Here is an 18588-nt window from a genome sequence, read left to right as displayed (position 1 = left end):
TCCCTTAATATATTCCTTCAGCAAATGCTTTCAATGCTTTTTTGATTTCCCTTAACTAAGTACCTCAGTAGTAGTCTGATCAATCGTACTATCAGAACGGAAAAAACAATGGCAGCACCGCCACCATCACCACGCCAATCAGTACCTGCAGCGGGAGGCCGACTTTGATGTAATGGCTGAACTTATAGCGTCCTGCCGACATGACAAGAGCATTTGGCGGCGTGGAGAACGGGGAGGCAAAGCACATGCTTGCCCCGATCGACACCGCGAACAGATAAGGATAAGGGCTTACGCCAAGCTGAATCGCCGCAGTGAGGGCAATCGGCGCAAACAGTACCGCACAGGCCGTATTGCTAATGAACATCGTAAGTAAAGACGTTGTAAAATATACCCCAGCCAGCAGCGCAATCGGGCCATAACCGCCAAGCGTGCTGACCAGTCCTTCGGATAACAACGCGGCTGCTCCGGTCTTCTCAATGGCGGTTGACATTGGGATCATGCCGCCGATCAGCACGATACTTTCCCAGTTAATGCTTTTGTACGCTTCCTCCATATTGCGGACGCAGCCAAAGACGACCATCAGCACTGCGGCAATCATTACGGCCACTACCGCAGGCACTAGTTCCGTAATGAGCAGGACAACCATGAGCAGCATAATGCCGGCAGCGATCGGCGCTTTAATGTCCATCGTCACCTTGCGTGACTCTTCAATCGGCTGTCCCACAACGACGACATTCGCCTGATCTGCCGCCAGCAGCGCGATATCCTTCCATGTTCCCTGGACGAGCAAGGCATCTCCGAATTTCATACGATCTTCTTTCAAGTTATGAAGCAGGTACTGCTCCTTCCGCTGAATCCCCAGAATGTTCACCCGATACTTCTCGCGGAACCTCGAATCCTTGACCAATCTACCGATCAAGCTGGAATTTGGCGTTAGCATCACTTCAGCAATCCCTACCTCGCTGGTCGCATACTGTTCGGACTGCTCTAGCTGCGCCCCGCTTCTTTCCGGAACATGATGATCAAGCAAGATGAGTCCGTAATGCTGAGCAAATTGCTCCGCCCGCTCAAATGTACCGTTAACATACAGGATGTCATCCTCATGTATAACAGTGCCCGGGCCGGCGATTTCCTGGTTAATCGTCTTAAAAAATTGATTCTTCGCTGAAATTTTACGGCGAATTTCAATGACATTAACCTCGAATTTAGCGGATATATCTAGTTCCAGCAGCGTTTTGGATTGGATCGGCGAATCCTTCCCCACCTGAACGCGAAATAAATTTTGCGTTAATTGGTACTGCTTGGCGAGTTCCTTCAGTGAACGGCCCTTCTTCTTGCCCTTGCCCCCCTCCTTCTGATGATCCGGCAGGAAGCGGCGCAGAAAGATCAGGCCGATGATGCCTGTAAGCAAACAGACGATACCGACTGGCGTAAAGGAAAAGAAGGACAGTCCCTTGTACCCGGCTTGAAGAAGCGTCTCCTGAATAACCAAGTTGGGCGGCGTACCGATGAGCGTAAGCATGCCGCCTAAACTACTTGCAAAAGCAAGCGGCATAAGCAGCTTCCCTGGGTGGGTTCCCGCGCTCATCGCCAAGCTCACGACAACTGGCATCATGACGGCCACAGTTCCTGTATTGCTGACAAAAGCCCCGATCACCGAAGTAACCAGCATGACCATAATAAGCAGCCGTGTCTCGCTCGTGCCGGCTAAGCGAAGCAGGATTCGGCTCGCCATCTTGGCCAGTCCAGTCTGGAATATGCCGCCGCCTACAACGAACAATCCGATCATCATGATGACGACGGAGTTGGAGAAGCCGGACAAGGCCTCAGCCGGGGTCAGTATATTCAACAGCATCAAGATAATTAACGAACCGATTGCCACAAGATCGGAGCGAATTTTCCCCGAAACAAATAATACTGATGCCGCAATCAGAACAATAAGGGTGATAATCATAGGGCCATTCACTGTTGTTCCTCCTATGTAGTTCTTAGTGTTCTTAGTTTAATAGCGTATGTAAGAACCCCGCAATATTAGCCATATCATAACATTGCGCGAAGCTTCGGAACAGACTAATTCGACATGGAATAGACATATCCGACAAATGGCTCCGGTCGGCAGATCGCCGTCATGCTGCGCTACACTGCGTACCGGCAGCTGCCAGCGGGTTCCGCTTGAATTGACCCGCTTCGCTGGGTACAGCGCGAAAATCCCCTTCCGCTGTGCATACAGCAGAAGGGGAAGGGCAGCTTCCAGCATATCACGCCTTTGTTTTCTCGCTCCTAGCCCTTAATCTACGTAACCGGCTAGGCCCTTATCCATCAAATAGTCCATCTCCAGCTCCAGGATCGTCTCAACCGTCAGCTCGTCCAGCTTCACGTCTGGACGGCTCAGCACATAGTCAACCAACTCATCGCCGTCGATATCGACGTCCCCTTTAGCCCCCTTATGGGCATCATTTATAAACGCATTCTCATGCTTCAGCACGAGCCGAATTGCTTCCGGGTTGGCCTTGGATCGCTCGGCTATGTATTGAACCAGCTCTTGCTCGTTGATTTGTTCACTCATGAATAGTCAGCTCCTCTTTGACGGTTGGTTATACGGTTATGGGCTCTACCAGAAAGTCTAGTCCAGCTTCTAGCTTGCCCTAATGCTTGTCATTGTACCATAGGATAATACACGATAAACAGCGCCTTTCTTAGAGCGGTTATCCTCATGCTTCCGTTCCGTCTACAGTAACCCTCCAATTATGGTCGCAGCTTGCTCTAATCGTCCGGTATCGCTGAATATAATCCGAGATCAGCTCAGCCATATCGGCCCCGATTTCCCGCACAACCGGCTTCCCCTTGAACATCTCATAATCTCCCCCGCCGCCGGCCCGGTAGCTGTTCATGACGACTTCGAATTCCATCTCGTCCTCTATGTTCATGCCGTCAGGATCGGTCAGCTTGACCACCCGCTCCCCAAACGATCTAGCAATATCTAGCTCATAACGAATGCCCTCCCACATATCGTAATTGTAATGCTGGGCTTTGGGCCTGACGTAAGCCGGATTGACCGCAAGCCTTCCGTCAGGGCCGACAACGAAATATGCGGCGGTCTGTTCCAGCGCGGCTCGGATATCCCTCCCCCGGAGGCGAAGCACGGTCAAGGTGTTGGGATACATGAAATTGCCCAGCACATCCCGCATGGTGATCGTTGGCCCGAAGCCCTGAGATTCATCGCTCAGCAAGGCGGCGCAGGATACCGGAGCCCCGGCGGCCTCCATCTGTACCTTATTCACAAATTCCATAAACGCATGATCCGCCGTCCGGCAGATGAACGGGCTATGGATGCGCATATCCCCCTCCACCTGTCCAATGGGCTGATCCAGCCAGCCTTGCGTCTTAGCCTCCAGGCCGGAGAACATGGCCAGAATCGTTCTGTCCGCATTCACCGATTCATCCACCATCAAAAGTTCAGCAGATTGACGGCTGATTCGCCACCTATCCCCCTGCTTCTCCCATTCCACCACAATTTTGCCCAAGGCTTGTCCATAACAGCCAGGCTGGATGACGGTTACCTCTCCCAATTGCGTTGCTAGAAAGCGGTGCTGGTGCCCGGTAATTAGCACGTCAATCCCTGCCACTTCCCGGCAGATCGCATACCCCTGGTTCTCCCCAGTCAGCTTCTCCGTTGCCTCGCCGCTAACGGGATCGCGTTCGAACCCGCCATGATAGGAAACGATAAGCAGATCTGGATGCTCTCGCTCTCGAATCCGGGCTACCCATTCCCTCGTCGTCTTCAATGCGTCCTGAAACCCCAGCCCCTTCAAGTGCTGTGGGTTTTCCCAGTTGGGGATATAGTGCGTCGTTACTCCAAGAATCGCTACCTTGATGGGGTCGGCGGATGGGCCTATTTTCTTGACAATATAAGGTGTGCCAAATGCCGGACTCCCCGTGTTCAGATTTATAATTCCCGCTGACAACCATGGGAAGGCTGATTCTGCCATGACCCTGCGCAGCACGTCCCGACCATAGTTAAATTCGTGATTCCCCGGCACAGCGGCATCATAGCCCAGCTTGTTCAGGACAGCAACCATGGGATGAGGCGCATCACTTTGCTGTTGCTGCTTGATATAATACGAGGCCAGCGGAGAGCCCTGAATCAAATCGCCGTTGTCCAGCAGGAGCAAATCGGGTGCATGCTGCCGTTCCCGTTCGATAATCGTAGCTATTTTGGCCAGGCCTAGATTTCTATCCTCTGCCATTCTGTAATCGGTCGGATAAATATGCCCATGAATGTCACTCGTGATGAGTATTTCACATATAGCTGTTTTGTTCATTGCCATCATCTCTCCTAACGCCTGATGCATCAAAATTGCATCGTCATCCTAGTTCCGCCGCATCTCCACTTAGTCTATCAAGTGAAATCATGTTTTATATTAAATGGGCCAGGATAAAAATTGCATTTTTTTACATAAAGATAGATTTATGCTAATAAGCCGTTAATAAACCTCTCTTATAGTTAAATGAGCAATCCAAAATAGATTTGTGGAGGTCATATCGTTTGAGAAAAATAACCCGATTCATTCTGCCTTTGTTCTTATCCATCGCCTTCCTTAGCGGCTGCGGTACCAATGCCGCGGTAAGCAATACCGGCAAGGATGCGGCGGCAAGCCAGCCTGCTAATCAACAGGAGAACCAGCCTGCGAATACACCGGAAGCTGTTGGATATGTGCCGGAAACATTAACCGTTCAATTCGTTCCATCTCAAAATGCGGACACTCTCGAAGCGAAAGCCAAGCCTCTGGAGAAGCTGTTGACCGACCGTCTTGGCATTCCGGTCAAAGTCAGCGTATCCACCGACTACAACACGATTATTGAAGCGATGGCTTCCAAAAAGGTAGATGTCGGCTTCCTGCCGCCAACCGCTTATGTCTTGGCTAAAGAGAAGGGCGCGGCCGAGGTCATTCTGCAAGCGCAACGTTACGGGGTGCAGGATGACACGGGCGCACCTACTGAGGAACTCGTCGATTTCTACAAAGCGATGATCATTGTCAAGAAGGATTCCGCCATTCAGTCCGTCAGCGATCTAAAGGGCAAGCGCATCGCCTATCAGAACGTGACATCCTCTGCAGGATTCGTATGGCCTGCCGGCAAGCTGATGGAAGCTAGGCTCGATCCGCTCAAGGACGTTCAAGCCATTACGGTCAAGGGACATGACCAAGGCGTGCTCGCCGTATTGAACGGTGATGTGGATGCCGCGGCAATTTTCCAGGATGCTAGAAATGTCGTGAAAGGCGATTATCCGACGGTATTTGAAGATACGAAAGTTCTGACCTTCACCGAGCCGATCCCGAACGATACAGTCAGCGTGCGCACCGACATGAACGCGGAATGGAGCGATAAAATCGCAGGTGCCTTCATCGATATCGGCAAGGACGAAGCCGGGCGTGCGATCATTCAGGAAATTTACTCGCACGAAGGCTACGTGAAATCGCAAGACAGCACCTTCGATATCGTGCGTGAATACGGGGAGAAAGTGAAAACAGAGTAAGCTGACCATTTGGAATTGGAACCTCGGAGACACCGTACGCGAAATGAGCAAGCCAGTTGGAGTGCTGCCGCACTATGACTGGCTGTGCTTGTTATTAGAGATGTTAAACAGGATGGCGCGATAAAACTCTTATAAGGAATGATCATATACGTGATAGAACTGACGAATGTATCCAAGACCTATCCCAATGGAACCAAAGGGCTGAACCATATTAATCTATCGATTTCCCAAGGCGAGTTCGTCGTCATCGTCGGATTATCGGGGGCGGGAAAGTCGACGCTATTGCGTTCGATGAACCGCCTGCACGACATTACCGAAGGGGATATCCGCATTGGCGGCAAATCAATTACGAAGGCTTCGGGGCAGCAGCTTCGCAGTATCCGCCGCGATATCGGGATGATTTTTCAAAGCTTCAATCTGGTCAAGCGCTCTACTGTGCTGCGCAATGTCATGGCCGGAAGAGTCGGCTATCACTCCACGCTGCGCACGGTGCTTGGGCTATTTCCCAAGGAAGACATCGACATCGCCTTTGAAGCGTTAAGCCGCGTTAATATTGCCGAGAAGGCCTATGTCCGGGCAGACCAGCTGTCCGGCGGACAGCAGCAGCGGGTAGCGATTGCGCGCGTACTCGCACAGGAAGCCAAAATCATTCTCGCGGATGAGCCGGTGGCCTCTCTCGATCCCCTGACGACGAAGCAGGTCATGGATGATTTGCAGAGAATCAATCGGGAGCTTGGCATTACAACGATCGTCAACCTGCACTTCATCGATCTGGCAAGAGCTTACGCCACCCGGATTATCGGCCTTAGAGCAGGCGAGGTGGTCTTTGACGGCCCGGTGTCGGAAGCGACCGATGAGGTGTTTTCTTCCATCTACGGACGTCCAATTGCGCAGGATGAGCTCCTGGAGGAGCGGGTTGTATGAACGCCAAGCCAAGCATCCCTATTCAAGCACGCCCAAAAGCTCCTAGCCGATTGAAGCATGCGCTGACCGCCGTTATTATCCTGCTTCTGCTCTGGGGCAGCGCGGCGCAGACGGAGTCGACGATCGGCGAACTTGCAGCCGGCATCCCAAATATGCTCGATCTGTTGCGAGAGATGTTTCCACCGAAATGGAGCTACTTCAACAACATTACTGACGCCATGCTGGAGACGATTCGCATGGCTCTTGTAGGGACGACGCTTGGGGCACTCGCTGCCATTCCCGTCGCCCTGCTGTGCGCCAGCAATCTGACAAGATCCGGCTGGATCTACTATCCAGTTCGTGTCCTGCTCAATCTGGTGCGCACAATTCCGGATTTGCTGCTGGCTGCCCTGTTTGTCGCCATTTTTGGACTCGGGCCGCTGCCCGGCATATTCGCTTTGGCGGTCTTCTCGATGGGCCTGATCGCCAAGCTGACCTATGAGGCGTTGGAGACGATCGACCACGGGCCGCTGGAAGCGATGACCTCGGTCGGCGCAAATACATTGCAGCGCATCGCATACGGCGTCATTCCGCAGATTCAAGCACATTTCGCCTCCTATGTGCTCTATACCTTCGAAATCAACGTACGTGCGGCGGCTATTCTCGGCCTGGTTGGCGCAGGAGGCATCGGCCATTATTACGAAGTGACTCTAGGATTTCTGGAGTACGACAAAACCAGCGTGATCATTATTTTCACACTAGCTATCGTGTTGATCATCGATTATTTAAGTATGAAGCTGCGGGAGAAACTGCTATGACAAAATCGGAACACGAAATGATGCACAAGACACGCATCCATAAGCCGAAGAGACGCGCCTACCGCTGGCTCATTTATGCGGCGCTTGCCGTTGTCTATATTTGGGCCTTCGCCGGCATACCTTATACGGGGATCAAAGAAACGGCAGGGCAAATTTCCAAGGCAATTCTAGCCGGAATCTTCTCGCCGGACTGGGATTACGTCTATTTGCCGGACGGCGAGGATTTGCTTCGTGGGCTGCTGGATACGCTGGCCATTTCCATGCTCGGCACCTTTATTTCAACCGTAATCTGCATTCCCTTCGCTTTCTGGGCGGCCACCAATATGAGCTCCTCCAGATGGGTATCCGGTTCGGGAAAAATGATTCTGAGCTTCATTCGTACCTTCCCGGAAATCATTATGGCCATTCTGTTCATCAAGGCGGTCGGCCCGGGCTCCTTCGCCGGCGTACTAGCGCTTGGACTGCATTCCGTAGGCATGCTGGGGAAGCTGTTCGCCGATGAAGTGGAGAATTTGGACAAAGGCCCGATTGAGGCGCTAATTGCTACCGGGGCAAGCCGCCTGCAAATCATGTGGTTTGCCGTCATTCCTCAGGTACTTCCGGGCTTCCTATCCTACACCTTATACCGATTCGAGATTAATGTTCGCTCCGCGACGATTCTTGGCATCATCGGAGCGGGCGGGATTGGAACCCCGCTCATTTTTGCTTTAAGCTCCCGCAATTGGGAACGGGTCGGCATTATTCTGCTTGGCATCGTCGTCATGATTACGATCATCGACATGATTTCCGGCTCAATCCGCAAGAAGCTAGTATAATCATCCGATGTTGCAACAATTCATAGATTCGTGTCGTCTTGACTTGTAGAACGACCTAAAATACATGTCGAGAGGATTGATCATCATGAATACAACATTAAGAACATCCCTAGCCATACTGGCTTTGTCCACGGTAATTGCCTCCACTGCGGGAGCAGCAGAGTCTGCAATCGGCCTTCCTGCCGGGTCAGCACTCAACCTGCCTGCTGCATCAGCAGAGGCGGCACCAATCCATTCCTCGCCACAGACGCAAGCCATGGCGATTGAAGTCAATGGAACGCTTATGCCCGTGACAGCCTATAAAGGACAAGCTAATGAAGCAGCTATGCTGCCAATTCGTTCCGTTGCGGAACAGCTGGGATATAAGGTGAAGTGGAACCAGGCGGATCGTTCAGCGAGGATCAGCACGGACGACAAGGCAGCAGACGTTACGACCGGAGAAAAGCAATATTCCGTGAACGGAGTAAGCGAATCTTTAGACGTTGCTCCTGAACTGATAAATGGCCAATTGCATGTACCGGCTTCCTTTGTCGAGAAAGCTCTGCAAGCCTCCGTATCGATCCAGGCGGATTCAATCTCGATTACGACGCAAGTGCAGCAGCCGGAACAGCAGCAAACCGCCCAAAGCACCGGCGTTGTCACAGCGATCCATCAGAATGATAAGTATGCCTCCGTCCACATTCAAGGAATCGGGCCCGACGGACTCGTGCTGAACGTTAGCGAGGATACGAAATATCAAACCCCGGATGGAGAGAAGCTGGAGTGGTCTGATCTTCAGATCGGCATGACCGTACAAGCCGACCATTCCCTGGCCATGACCCTCAGCTTGCCACCACAAACCGCAACCAACACGATTACTATACTGGACGCCGAAATGTCTGGAGAACTGCTGGGAACTGCGGGAACGATCGAGGAAATCCGTATGGATGAACAGGATAATATCGTCGGCTACCTCGTCAAAGGACAAGGACTAACCGACCTGTCCCAGGATCAAATTGTTCTCCGGTTGAGCGCTGACACGGCTATCGTGGACAAGGAGGGCAATCCAGTAGAGAAAAGCTCCCTTACGCAAGGTACGAAGGTCATCGGCTTCTATGAGCCCGTCATGACAAGAAGCCTGCCTGCGATCAGTAAAGCTGTCAAAATCGTGGTGCAAGCAGATTCTCCATCACAACAATAATCGTCACTTCTTAGCCCTGCAGTCGGAGTATTCCGCTGCAGGGCTCTTTGCCATGCATCTGACTATACTTTTCCTCTTACTTATAGAGCACTATAAACAACGAATGGTAATAATGACTCAGATGCGATCCCAATGGCGGTGAGCCGCAATCGCTTCAATGAAGCTGGCTGCGAATTCGCTGCCAAGCAAGCCTGTAATGACGCCTGGGCTGCTCTCCATCTGCGGCTCAAGCCATTTTGCACCGTCAACGGAAGCGCCAATCGGCTTGTAATGGGAGTGCGCCTCTTGAATGAAGTAGGCAGCCTTTATATTCGAAGCATCGGCAAGGAGTTCTCCGCCCAGTGCGTAGATCGCATCGAACAATACAGAGTCCGCCGTTAGAAAGGTATGCGTAATTTCGCATTCCGTATCAGCCGAGCCATGAAGCACGCCGAGCTTCTCGCTAATGAATTCGACCAGCAACCCTTCGGCAATTAGCGCATGGAGAACGGACATGGCCTCTGCACCGTCAAAGTTACTGCCTACGATAACACCCACTTTGCGGGTCTTTGGCGTCTTGACGGTATTCTCTTGGCTAAGGGCTGGGGAGGATTTGATCGACTGCGAGCCCGAGCCTTGCGGAGGATTCGCCCCTATAGCCTCGGCGACTGGCACGGCCAGTTTAAGGCTGACGTTGCCGAACATATCGACCACCTGCTGCCGTACCGATTTGCTCCTGACCTTGCCCAGCTCAAACGAAAAGGCATCGATAATATGCTGCTTCTCCGCCAGACTCATGCTGTTCCAGAAGAGCGTCGCCTGCGAGAAATGATCCTGGAAGCTGTCGCTGCGGGCGCGAACCTTGCGGCCCTCCACCTTCTCCTGATAGTGGACATAGCCGCCTTCTGCTCCGGAAGCAGGCTCCGGTGTATTGCCGGCCAGTGAGTTGTTATGATAGCTGACCTGCCCCACATTGATCGTCTGGCGGCCATATCCGTCCCGCTGGTTGTTGTGGAAAGGGCAGACTGGCCGGTTGATCGGCAGCTCGTGGAAGTTCGGCCCGCCAAGGCGGATGAGCTGCGTATCGGTATAGGAGAACAGCCGGCCTTGCAGCAGCGGGTCATTGGTGAAGTCGATCCCTGGCACGACATGCCCTGGATGGAAGGCCACCTGCTCTGTCTCGGCGAATACATTGTCCACATTGCGGTTCAGTGTCATTTTTCCAATCCGCTGCACGGGAACCTCCTCCTCCGGCCACAGCTTCGTCGGATCTAGAATATCGAAGTCGAATTTGAACTCGTCCTCTTCCGGCAAAAGCTGAACGCCAAGCTCATATTCAGGGTTATTGCCCTGCTCAATCGCTTCCCATAAATCACGGCGATGGAAATCGGGATCTTTACCGGAGATTTTCTGCGCTTCATCCCATACCAGAGAATGCGTGCCAAGCACGGGCTTCCAGTGAAACTTCACAAAATGGGCCTTCCCCTGCTCGTTGACGAGCCGGAAGGTATGCACCCCGAAGCCTTCCATCATACGGAAGCTGCGCGGAATAGCGCGATCCGACATCGCCCACATGATCATATGCGCAGACTCCTGGTTGTTCGCCACGAAGTCCCAAAACGTATCATGGGCTGTAGCGGCCTGCGGCATCTCATTATGCGGCTCCGGCTTCAGCGCATGAATCAAATCCGGGAATTTAACCGCATCCTGGATGAAGAATACGGGAATGTTGTTGCCGACCAGATCATAGTTGCCTTCTTCGGTATAAAATTTCGTAGCAAAGCCCCGCGCATCGCGCACGGTCTCTGCTGAGCCGCGCGAGCCTGCCACCGTTGAGAATCTAACGAACACGGGCGTCTTCGTACCCGGAACCTGCAGAAATTTTGCCTTGGTGTAAGGTGTCATCGATGTGTAAAGTTCAAACTCTCCATGAGCCGCGAAGCCGCGAGCATGTACGATGCGTTCCGGAATGCGTTCATGGTCAAAATGCGTCATTTTCTCTCTGAAGTGGAAGTCCTCCATTAACGTCGGGCCCCTCTCCCCTGCTTTGAGAGAGAATTCATCCTCTGAGACACGCAGTCCCTGATTCGTGGTCATTTTCTGACCCTCGTCCTTCACGCGAAATTGCTCCAGCTGCTCCTGCTTGCGGTTACTGTTTGGCTTGCGTTGTTCATCCATTAGACTGATTCCTCCCTGGTCGAGATCGTTTTAGTCAAAGTACAGAGTACGTCGCTAACCTTTACCCCAACGAGAGTTCCAGCAAACAAGTCAAGAGCACCCTCAGGCCATCTAATTTCAGAAACAACGCCGAAGGATAAGGTTCGTATAATTAGAGATTTTCGATATTCTTAATCGGGCCTCTATGGATCGGATACACCTTTAGAAAAACGGCCACCATATCAATAAATGTCACGAGTGCTACGATATAAACAAACCATTTTCGACCCTCGTTCCAAATCGATTCGACCCATTCGAACGCCTCACTGCCCGGCGTCATGACATCTAACTGCACCAGCTGCTCCATAAAATGCGGATTCCAAATGGCCGGGTCTTTGAACATAATGACCATCAGTATGAACAAGGCTGCATTAAATGCCATATGAGACAGCATAACGCCGCGCGTCCATTTGCCGAAGATCATCTTGACCGATTCCTTCATGATGCTGAGCGCCGTCAGCCCCCAAATGAGCGGCAAGTACCGGGCGAAATTCTCGACATGGAATATGGAGGCGGTTCCTATGAACTGGCCCTCCTTAAAAACAATCGCCCCGATCAGCTCCACCGAAAACGTAAACAACACGGCAAAGAGCACGGAAAAAATAATCCCCGCAATAGGCTCGCTCCGCTTGATGAGCAGCCTGCGGTCAGGAATCTCGGGCAGATCGGCAAGAGACCATTCTCGCCTGCTGCCCCAATCCCTTGGCTTCACGCCAGCGTATTCAATAATGGCAAAGGACAAGGTCACCCAGGCAAAGCCCTGCACGCCGACCGTTATGATCGATACGATATAGGAAATAAAATGCTGTAGCGTCTCCGCTGGCGTAATGAGAGCTTGAACGGCAAAGCTGACTGTAAGTCCAATGCCAATGGAAATCATGACAATACGCAGTATAGAGATATATGCATCGAAAAATGCGGGGCCAATCAAGTATCTTGGCCGCGCTTGATATTTGACCGCAAGCTCCTGCGGACTTCCCAGCTCGCGGAGTACCGCTTCGATATCGCCATCCGTCACCGGCTTTCCCTGCGTCCGTTCCTCCAGCATGTCTTCAATCAAGCCTTGCAGCTCCAGCTTAATGTCCTCTCTCTGCCCTTCGGGCAGCTTCTGCGTTACAGCATAAATATACCTCTGAACATAATCCACGAGTCACTCCTCCTAAATATTCAATTCAAATCAAGCAGGCCTTCTACGCTTTGGTTCATTTCCCGCCAATCCGCGCATAACTGCCGATATACCTTTGTTCCAAAATGACTGCGCCGATAATATTTCCGCGGGCGGCTTTCCGACGTGTCCCACTCGCTCTCCAGCAGCCCCTGCTTCTCCAATCTTCTGAGCAAGGGATACAGCGTGCCGGGATCGATCGCCATGCCCTTCTCTTCCAAAACCATCACAAGCGAATAACCATATTGGGGCTCTGACAATTGGCTCAGCACGCCAATGATGATCGTTCCTCGCCTTAATTCTTGCAGTAATCCATTCACGACCTCTTGAATATCAGTCATCCTGATCAACTCCTGCTTTCAATATACTGTATGGCGCACACTATTGTAAAGTGCATATTATTAATTATTTTTAACTACATAAAAATAGCATGAGCAAGATTTATAATCTCACTCATGCCAGTCGGTTTGTAGATGGCTTAGCTTTTGGGGATTGAGCAGCAAATATAGATTTTGAATACCGTTCGCTTCGCTCGTCCATTGGAAGCATAGCATCCCTTTCAATTGGCCCTCTTTCTTGAATATGAGGTTCAATTCTCCGTTTACCTCGGTTACCACGGCTTTCCACCCACGCAATTCCTTAAACGCTTTGGGAGAAGTCAACAATGCCAACACGCGTTTCCGGCTTATAATCGGGAAAATAGCGGAACGGGTATAGCCGCCTCCATCGGTAATCATCACCGCATCCTCCGCCAGCAGCTCGAGCATCTCCTCTACCTGGTATCGCTCGAACGCGGCAATAAATCGCTCGATCAGCGCTCTTTGAGCGGCCTCATTATTGGAAGCTGCATGATCGTCCATTCTCACAGCCTCGGCTTTGAGGCTCTGCCTGGCCCGACTGCATATTTTGCGACAATTGCTCTCCGACTTGCCCAGCATCTCCGAAATCGCATAATAGTCGTACTGGAATACTTCCCGGAGAAGATAGACCGCTCGCTCCATCGGAGTAAGGCGCTCAAGCATGACCAGATAGGCATACGATATCGCATCCTGGCGTTCTAAAATCCGCTCTGGAGAATCATAATCCGCGACAAGAGGCTCTGGAAGCCATTCGCCGACATACACCTCTCTCTGTTTGCGTGCTGATCTCAACACGTTCAGACTGCGATTGGTAATTCCTTTTGCCAAATAGGCTTTTACATCCCGGATTTCCATCATATCCTTGGCTTGTATCTCTGTAAACCAGTCCTGAACCACATCCTCAGCGTCGGATACGACGCCCAGCATCCGATAAGCGATGGAAAAAGCATACGTTCGGTAATTCCGATACAAAGCATCGATGTCCATCCCCGTCTGCTCGGCAGCTCCATTTCCTTGGATTTTCCCGGTTTGCTCGGATTGCCAGGCTTGTCTGCTCTGCCGAGATTGCACGATCTGCTGGGGTTGCACGACCTGCTGAGACTGCCTAACCTGCTGAGTCCGAATCTCCTCATCCCGCGATGGCGTCGACAAGGCGTTCACCTCCTCCAAATGCCAAAAAGAAGCCGAAACGGCTTCCTATTGGTGTATCCTCTTTCTTTTCTTATATTACCATTTTATGATTTAAAGCAGCCGGGAAAAAGTCCCGATGAAATGGCCAGGCGATTCCAGCTGTTAATCGTATTTATAGCGATAAGCAAATCCACGTATTCGCTCTCGGTTGCGTACTCCCGCACCTTCTCATAGATCGCCTGAGGCACTCCTTCCCGCGAAATGTTCGTAACACATTCCGTAAGCTCCAGAACAGCCCGTTCCTTATCCGTGAACAAGTGCGGGACTTCCCGCCATACGCTGAGCAGCAAAATCCGGTCGGCATGGTCGCCCATCGCCATCAGATCTTTAGCGTGCATATCCAGGCAGTAGGCACATCCATTGATTTGCGACGCGCGAAGCTTAATCAACTCATTCGCAACAGGATCCACGCTGCTATCCTTAGTATACTTCTCCAATCCAGACATCGCTTGATACGCTGCAGGGTTGGCCGTTCGAAAATTTAATCGCAGACTCATTGGTTCATCTCTCCCTCATAAATGTGATACAGGGTAGACAAATGAACCTCCGATTTTGTGACACTCACAGGCGCAAATCTCAGCGTTCGGCACTGCGCTGTAAGACAGCGATCCATCGACACTTCCTTTCCATGAATTGACGGCTTCACCTGTAATCGCTACTATTTGGAATGGGAGGTGTTGTATCTATGACAACATTGTTGCTGCTCGGAGCGGGCATGATGTTTCTTGCTGTAGCCCTAGGGGCGTTCGGAGCCCATGCCTTGAAGAAGAAGCTCTCCGAGGAAATGATGAAAATTTATCAGACCGGAATCCAGTACCATATCGCACACGCGCTAGGCTTGCTGCTGTTAGGCTTGATCTCTGCGCAAATCGAATCAACGTCCCTTATTATGCTTGCAGGCTGGCTCCTGTTCGTGGGAATCATCCTTTTCTCAGGCAGCTTGTACGCGCTAAGCTTATCAGGCATCCGCAGGCTCGGTGCAATTACACCGCTGGGCGGCGTGGCCTTCCTGATCGGCTGGGTTCTTATGGCGATCGCGGTGATTTAAGCAGCGAGTCCTCCGGGTTTAACAAGCCGTACTTCGACTTTACCCGGGTTAGGATTCGTATCCATATCCCGGAGAATAACGTGATAAAGAAAACATTCGAAAGGGCATGAGCCAAGTCGAAATAGAAGCTGGCCGCATAGGCCGACGCGAAAACCGGCCAGGATAATTGATCATAGAGGTCGATTAGGAACCATAAATTCATAATCCAGCCAAACAGAAATCCCCATAGAAAGCCAAAGAGATTTCTGGCCCACGTCCGTTTCATCCAAAAAGTATCCTTAAGCAGCCCTGCCGTGAATCCGATCATTCCCCAGCAGAACATTTGCCATGGTGTCCATGGCCCTTGTCCCAGGAAAATATTCGAGGCGACGGCCGCGATGCTGCCTACGAGAAACCCCGTCTCAGCCCCAAAGACAAGCGCTGCCATAATAATGACGAAGGACGTCGGCTGCACGCTGGGGAGCGGCGCAAACGGCACTCGGCTCACCGCTGCGATGGCTCCCAGCATGGCTACAAGCAAAATCTCCTCTGCCCGCAGCTTCTTTCTCTCGAATCGGATAAAGAACGGGATCATAGCTAAACCAATCAGCAGGAAGCTCAGTGGCATATAATAATCCTCAAACCATAACACTGCGGCTAGCAGTACGATGACTGCGATCATACTGCTGACATAGAAAATGCGCTTTATTTTTCCCATGGCCGTCCTACATCCTTCATCGTAATGGCCCCCGGAAATAAGTCGCCCGCTGTGCGATGAATAATCGTCGTGTAAAAGTAGTTGTTCCGCAGAAACTCCCTCGTCTCCTCAATCGCAGCCAGCTTGCCATCAAACAGCAAGCCGCATCGGGTCGCATAGCTTGCCGCAAACTCGATGTCATGGCTAACCATCAGAATGGTCGTGCCCTTCTTGCGGATGGCTTCGAGCTGTGCGGCCAGCTTCATTTTGGAGGTGGGATCAAGTCCCTTCGTAGGCTCGTCGAGCAGCAGCAATCGCGGCTCTGCGAGCAGGACGAGAATAAGCGCTACCTTCTGCTGCTGTCCTCCGCTTAAGTCAAGCGGGTGCATGTCCAGCGCCCCCTCCAGCTCAAACAGCTCTACCAGTTCGGCCAACCGCTCCTGCCTGCCGACGGCAAGCGAATGGCCCTGCCCGCTCCCTGTTCCTGAACCTGCCTCCAGTCGTTCTATTCGATCCTTGAGCTGCGCCCTTACGGTATCCCGCGTGAAGTAGAGCAGCGGATTCTGGGCAACGTATCCGATGAACCGGCTCCTCTCGGCGGTACTGCTTCGCAATAAAGATTTTCCATCCAAGAAAATGTTCCCGCGCTGCGGCTTCCTGGCACCTGCGATTTGATACAGGAGCGTGGACTTGCCCGAGCCATTCCCACCGAATAGGGTGAAGAAATCCCCCTGCTGAATACGCAGTGAACAGCCCTTCAACACAAGGGGCCCGTTTTTCTCGTAGGTAAAGAACAGTTCTCTGCATTCCAGCAGCGGCGTCGTTACTGGCCGTGCTGCTTGCTGTCCCGCTTGCTCCTGTCGTCCCCCTTGTCCTCCTGCCAGTCCCACTGCTTGCTTCTCCGCCGTCGGCTCGGAGGCTAATGACATAGCAAGCGTCTCTACCGCCGTTTCTGTTGATGCAGCAGCTTTATCCAAGGATAGCAGCTTCTCACGATGCTGGCTGATCCAGTGGCGGCCCGCCTTTACGGTCAAAGGAACAGGCTGTTCTCGCTCTTCCTGCGGAGCGTCAGCAATAGCTCCCAAGTATAATCGGCTTACAGCAGGCAGGTAGGGAATAAAGAATTCATCCCGGCCGTTCCAGATTTTACGTATGATTTCTTGCGGCGCTCCGGCGTAGGCCACTTGCCCGGCCTTAAGCATGACGATCTGTGAAGCTAGTGGGAACAGCTCCTCTATCCGATGCTCGCTAATAATAACCGTGATAGACAGCTCCTCATTAATCCGCGCCAGCAGTTGAATAAATTCCTTGGCGGCTATCGGGTCAAGCTGAGCCGTCGGCTCGTCCAGCAGCAGTACTTTCGGCCGTAAGGACATGACGGAGGCCAGGTTCAAAAGCTGCTTCTGACCGCCGGACAGCTCATGTACTCCCAGCTGCAGCCACCCTTCCATGCCAAAGAACTGAACGAGCTCGCCGATTCTACGCTGAATCTGTTCCATGGGGTAACCCAGATTTTCCATCGCGAAAGTGAGCTCCTGCCACACCGTATTCATGACGATTTGGTTGTCCGGATCCTGAAAAACCATTCCGATATCTTCGATAGAATGCCGCTCTTCCAGGTCTTCCAGCAGGCACCCGCGATACCGAACTTCTCCCCCTCGCTGTCCCACTGGCCTAACCTCCCGCTTCAACTGGCGAAGCAGTGTCGTCTTGCCCGAACCGGACGGCCCGCACAATAACACAAAGTCTCCCTCTTCAACAGTAAGATTTATGTCTTCGAGCATCGCATCCATCGCTTCCGGGTACTTGAAGCTTACATGCTCGATCTGATAATGCGCCAATACAGCCACTCCTTCCCATTCATCACAAGGGGAATTGCTATGAATATTCCATAACTAAATAAATGAATCCCAAGCTGAAAAGACCAATGCGGCGCCTGCAGCCGAGGGTACACCTCATATTGATTCACGCCGAAGAACGCCCCAATCGCTACGTTTAGTCCTGTGATGATCATGATCCACAGCACGATGCTGTCCCGGCGATCCATCCGGTAAGCCGTGCCGCTGCTTCTTCGCCCGATCCCGTAGCCCCTGGCCCTCATGGAGCTGGCCGTCTGCAGCGCTTCCTCCAAAGACCAGCCGACGAGAGTATGCAGCGTCTCCATCCCCTCTCGCATCAGGAGCTTTTTATTTCCCCCGGATTGCAAGTAACCCATCACCTTCTGAATCGTCATAATTTGCTGCAATCTGCGGGTTAGGAGAGGTACGAAGCGCAGGGTTACAGTAATCACAAAAGCAGTTCGCGGCGCATACGGCGTCAGCAAATACAGCAGCTTGTCCGGCGTTACCACCAAATTAAAGGCGACGAAGGCGAGCAGGATATTCAGCAGCGATAAGGCAAAAATCGCGCCATATACAATGGCTTCCAGCGTGACGGGGCGATCCCAAACGTAGAACAGGATCGTAGCACCCCGGCTGGAAAATAACGGGTTCGATATCAATATGATGAAGGCGATCAACAGATAGCCTTTAATCACTTTTTTCAAAGCCCGCCCCCCGTCGAGAGAAAAGAGGAGAGCTATAACGCATAGAAAGGACGCCAGCAAATAAACCGGATGCTGAAACATCATGCATGCTCCCAGCAATACGATGAAATACAGCAAGCTTAATCGTGGATGCAATCCTGAAAACCCGTAGACCAT

The 18588-nt window shown here is 52.0% G+C and carries 18 protein-coding genes; 6 read left to right on the top strand and 12 right to left on the bottom strand.

Features of this window, described 5'->3' with window-relative positions; translation table 11 throughout:
- Positions 1 to 91 precede the first annotated feature (91 nt).
- The 4 genes from CZ379_RS05875 to CZ379_RS05860 all read right to left on the bottom strand — a co-directional run bounded on the left by CZ379_RS05875 (position 92) and on the right by CZ379_RS05860 (position 4322).
- Positions 92 to 1966, bottom strand: coding sequence for an SLC13 family permease (locus CZ379_RS05875; protein WP_110930809.1), 1875 nt, complete (start codon positions 1964 to 1966; stop codon positions 92 to 94).
- A gap of 36 nt (positions 1967 to 2002) precedes the next feature.
- Complete coding sequence (locus CZ379_RS05870; protein WP_110930808.1) at positions 2003 to 2257, bottom strand: hypothetical protein; 255 nt, start codon at positions 2255 to 2257, stop codon at positions 2003 to 2005.
- A gap of 30 nt (positions 2258 to 2287) precedes the next feature.
- Positions 2288 to 2566, bottom strand: coding sequence for a hypothetical protein (locus CZ379_RS05865; protein ID WP_110930807.1), 279 nt, complete (start codon positions 2564 to 2566; stop codon positions 2288 to 2290).
- Positions 2567 to 2711: 145 nt separating this feature from the next.
- Positions 2712 to 4322, bottom strand: a complete 1611-nt coding sequence (locus CZ379_RS05860; protein ID WP_110930806.1) for a bifunctional metallophosphatase/5'-nucleotidase — start codon at positions 4320 to 4322, stop codon at positions 2712 to 2714.
- 224 nt (positions 4323 to 4546) lie between these two features.
- Between CZ379_RS05860 and CZ379_RS05855 the strand changes: the two genes are divergently transcribed.
- From CZ379_RS05855 to CZ379_RS05835, 5 genes are all read left to right on the top strand, one after another.
- Positions 4547 to 5536 (top strand): phosphate/phosphite/phosphonate ABC transporter substrate-binding protein, encoded by a 990-nt coding sequence (locus CZ379_RS05855; protein WP_110930805.1) that lies wholly within the window; start codon positions 4547 to 4549, stop codon positions 5534 to 5536.
- Positions 5537 to 5686: 150 nt separating this feature from the next.
- Entirely contained in the window at positions 5687 to 6460 is a 774-nt protein-coding gene (phnC, locus tag CZ379_RS05850; protein WP_110934252.1) for a phosphonate ABC transporter ATP-binding protein, read from the top strand.
- Entirely contained in the window at positions 6457 to 7257 is an 801-nt protein-coding gene (gene phnE / locus CZ379_RS05845; protein ID WP_110930804.1) for a phosphonate ABC transporter, permease protein PhnE, read from the top strand. Before phnC ends, phnE (CZ379_RS05845) begins: the two co-directional genes overlap by 4 nt.
- A 20-nt stretch (positions 7258 to 7277) precedes the next feature.
- Positions 7278 to 8072: a phosphonate ABC transporter, permease protein PhnE gene (gene phnE / locus CZ379_RS05840; RefSeq protein WP_199925797.1), complete on the top strand. Its 795-nt coding sequence runs from the start codon at positions 7278 to 7280 to the stop codon at positions 8070 to 8072.
- 85 nt (positions 8073 to 8157) lie between these two features.
- The gene (locus CZ379_RS05835; protein ID WP_199925487.1) at positions 8158 to 9252 is read left to right on the top strand and encodes a copper amine oxidase N-terminal domain-containing protein; all 1095 of its coding nucleotides are present in this window, start codon (positions 8158 to 8160) and stop codon (positions 9250 to 9252) included.
- Positions 9253 to 9369: 117 nt separating this feature from the next.
- Here CZ379_RS05835 and CZ379_RS05830 read toward each other — a convergent pair whose 3' ends face one another.
- The 5 genes from CZ379_RS05830 to CZ379_RS05810 all read right to left on the bottom strand — a co-directional run bounded on the left by CZ379_RS05830 (position 9370) and on the right by CZ379_RS05810 (position 14660).
- Complete coding sequence (locus CZ379_RS05830; RefSeq protein WP_110930801.1) at positions 9370 to 11409, bottom strand: catalase; 2040 nt, start codon at positions 11407 to 11409, stop codon at positions 9370 to 9372.
- A gap of 151 nt (positions 11410 to 11560) precedes the next feature.
- Positions 11561 to 12595 (bottom strand): HAAS signaling domain-containing protein, encoded by a 1035-nt coding sequence (locus CZ379_RS05825; protein WP_110930800.1) that lies wholly within the window; start codon positions 12593 to 12595, stop codon positions 11561 to 11563.
- 20 nt (positions 12596 to 12615) lie between these two features.
- Entirely contained in the window at positions 12616 to 12954 is a 339-nt protein-coding gene (locus tag CZ379_RS05820; protein ID WP_110930799.1) for a PadR family transcriptional regulator, read from the bottom strand.
- 108 nt (positions 12955 to 13062) lie between these two features.
- On the bottom strand, positions 13063 to 14124 hold the full coding sequence (locus CZ379_RS05815) for a sigma-70 family RNA polymerase sigma factor (protein WP_324616367.1): 1062 nt from the start codon (positions 14122 to 14124) through the stop codon (positions 13063 to 13065).
- Between the two features lie 83 nt (positions 14125 to 14207).
- A complete protein-coding gene (locus CZ379_RS05810) occupies positions 14208 to 14660 on the bottom strand; it encodes a carboxymuconolactone decarboxylase family protein (RefSeq protein ID WP_110930798.1) in 453 nt (150 codons plus the stop codon).
- Positions 14661 to 14848: 188 nt separating this feature from the next.
- On the opposite strand from CZ379_RS05810, the gene CZ379_RS05805 reads away from it, so the two are divergent.
- Positions 14849 to 15211 carry a DUF423 domain-containing protein gene (locus CZ379_RS05805; RefSeq protein WP_110930797.1) on the top strand — a complete coding sequence of 121 codons (363 nt, stop codon included), beginning with the start codon at positions 14849 to 14851 and terminating at the stop codon, positions 15209 to 15211.
- Here CZ379_RS05805 and CZ379_RS05800 read toward each other — a convergent pair.
- Genes CZ379_RS05800 through CZ379_RS05790 form a run of 3 tightly spaced genes read right to left on the bottom strand, consistent with a single transcriptional unit; the run spans position 15189 to position 18588 of the window.
- Positions 15189 to 15908 carry an ECF transporter S component gene (locus tag CZ379_RS05800; protein ID WP_110930796.1) on the bottom strand — a complete coding sequence of 240 codons (720 nt, stop codon included), beginning with the start codon at positions 15906 to 15908 and terminating at the stop codon, positions 15189 to 15191. The genes CZ379_RS05805 and CZ379_RS05800 overlap by 23 nt on opposite strands.
- Entirely contained in the window at positions 15896 to 17728 is a 1833-nt protein-coding gene (locus CZ379_RS05795; RefSeq protein WP_110930795.1) for an ABC transporter ATP-binding protein, read from the bottom strand. The genes CZ379_RS05800 and CZ379_RS05795 overlap by 13 nt, the downstream gene beginning before the upstream one ends.
- The gene (locus tag CZ379_RS05790) at positions 17701 to 18588 is read right to left on the bottom strand and encodes an energy-coupling factor transporter transmembrane component T (RefSeq protein WP_199925486.1); all 888 of its coding nucleotides are present in this window, start codon (positions 18586 to 18588) and stop codon (positions 17701 to 17703) included. Before CZ379_RS05790 ends, CZ379_RS05795 begins: the two co-directional genes overlap by 28 nt.

Source organism: Paenibacillus bouchesdurhonensis (assembly GCF_900155685.1).
Taxonomy (GTDB): domain Bacteria; phylum Bacillota; class Bacilli; order Paenibacillales; family Paenibacillaceae; genus Fontibacillus; species Fontibacillus bouchesdurhonensis.
The sequence above is the reverse complement of the archived record's forward strand: the minus strand, read 5'-3'. Positions and strand labels throughout refer to the sequence as shown.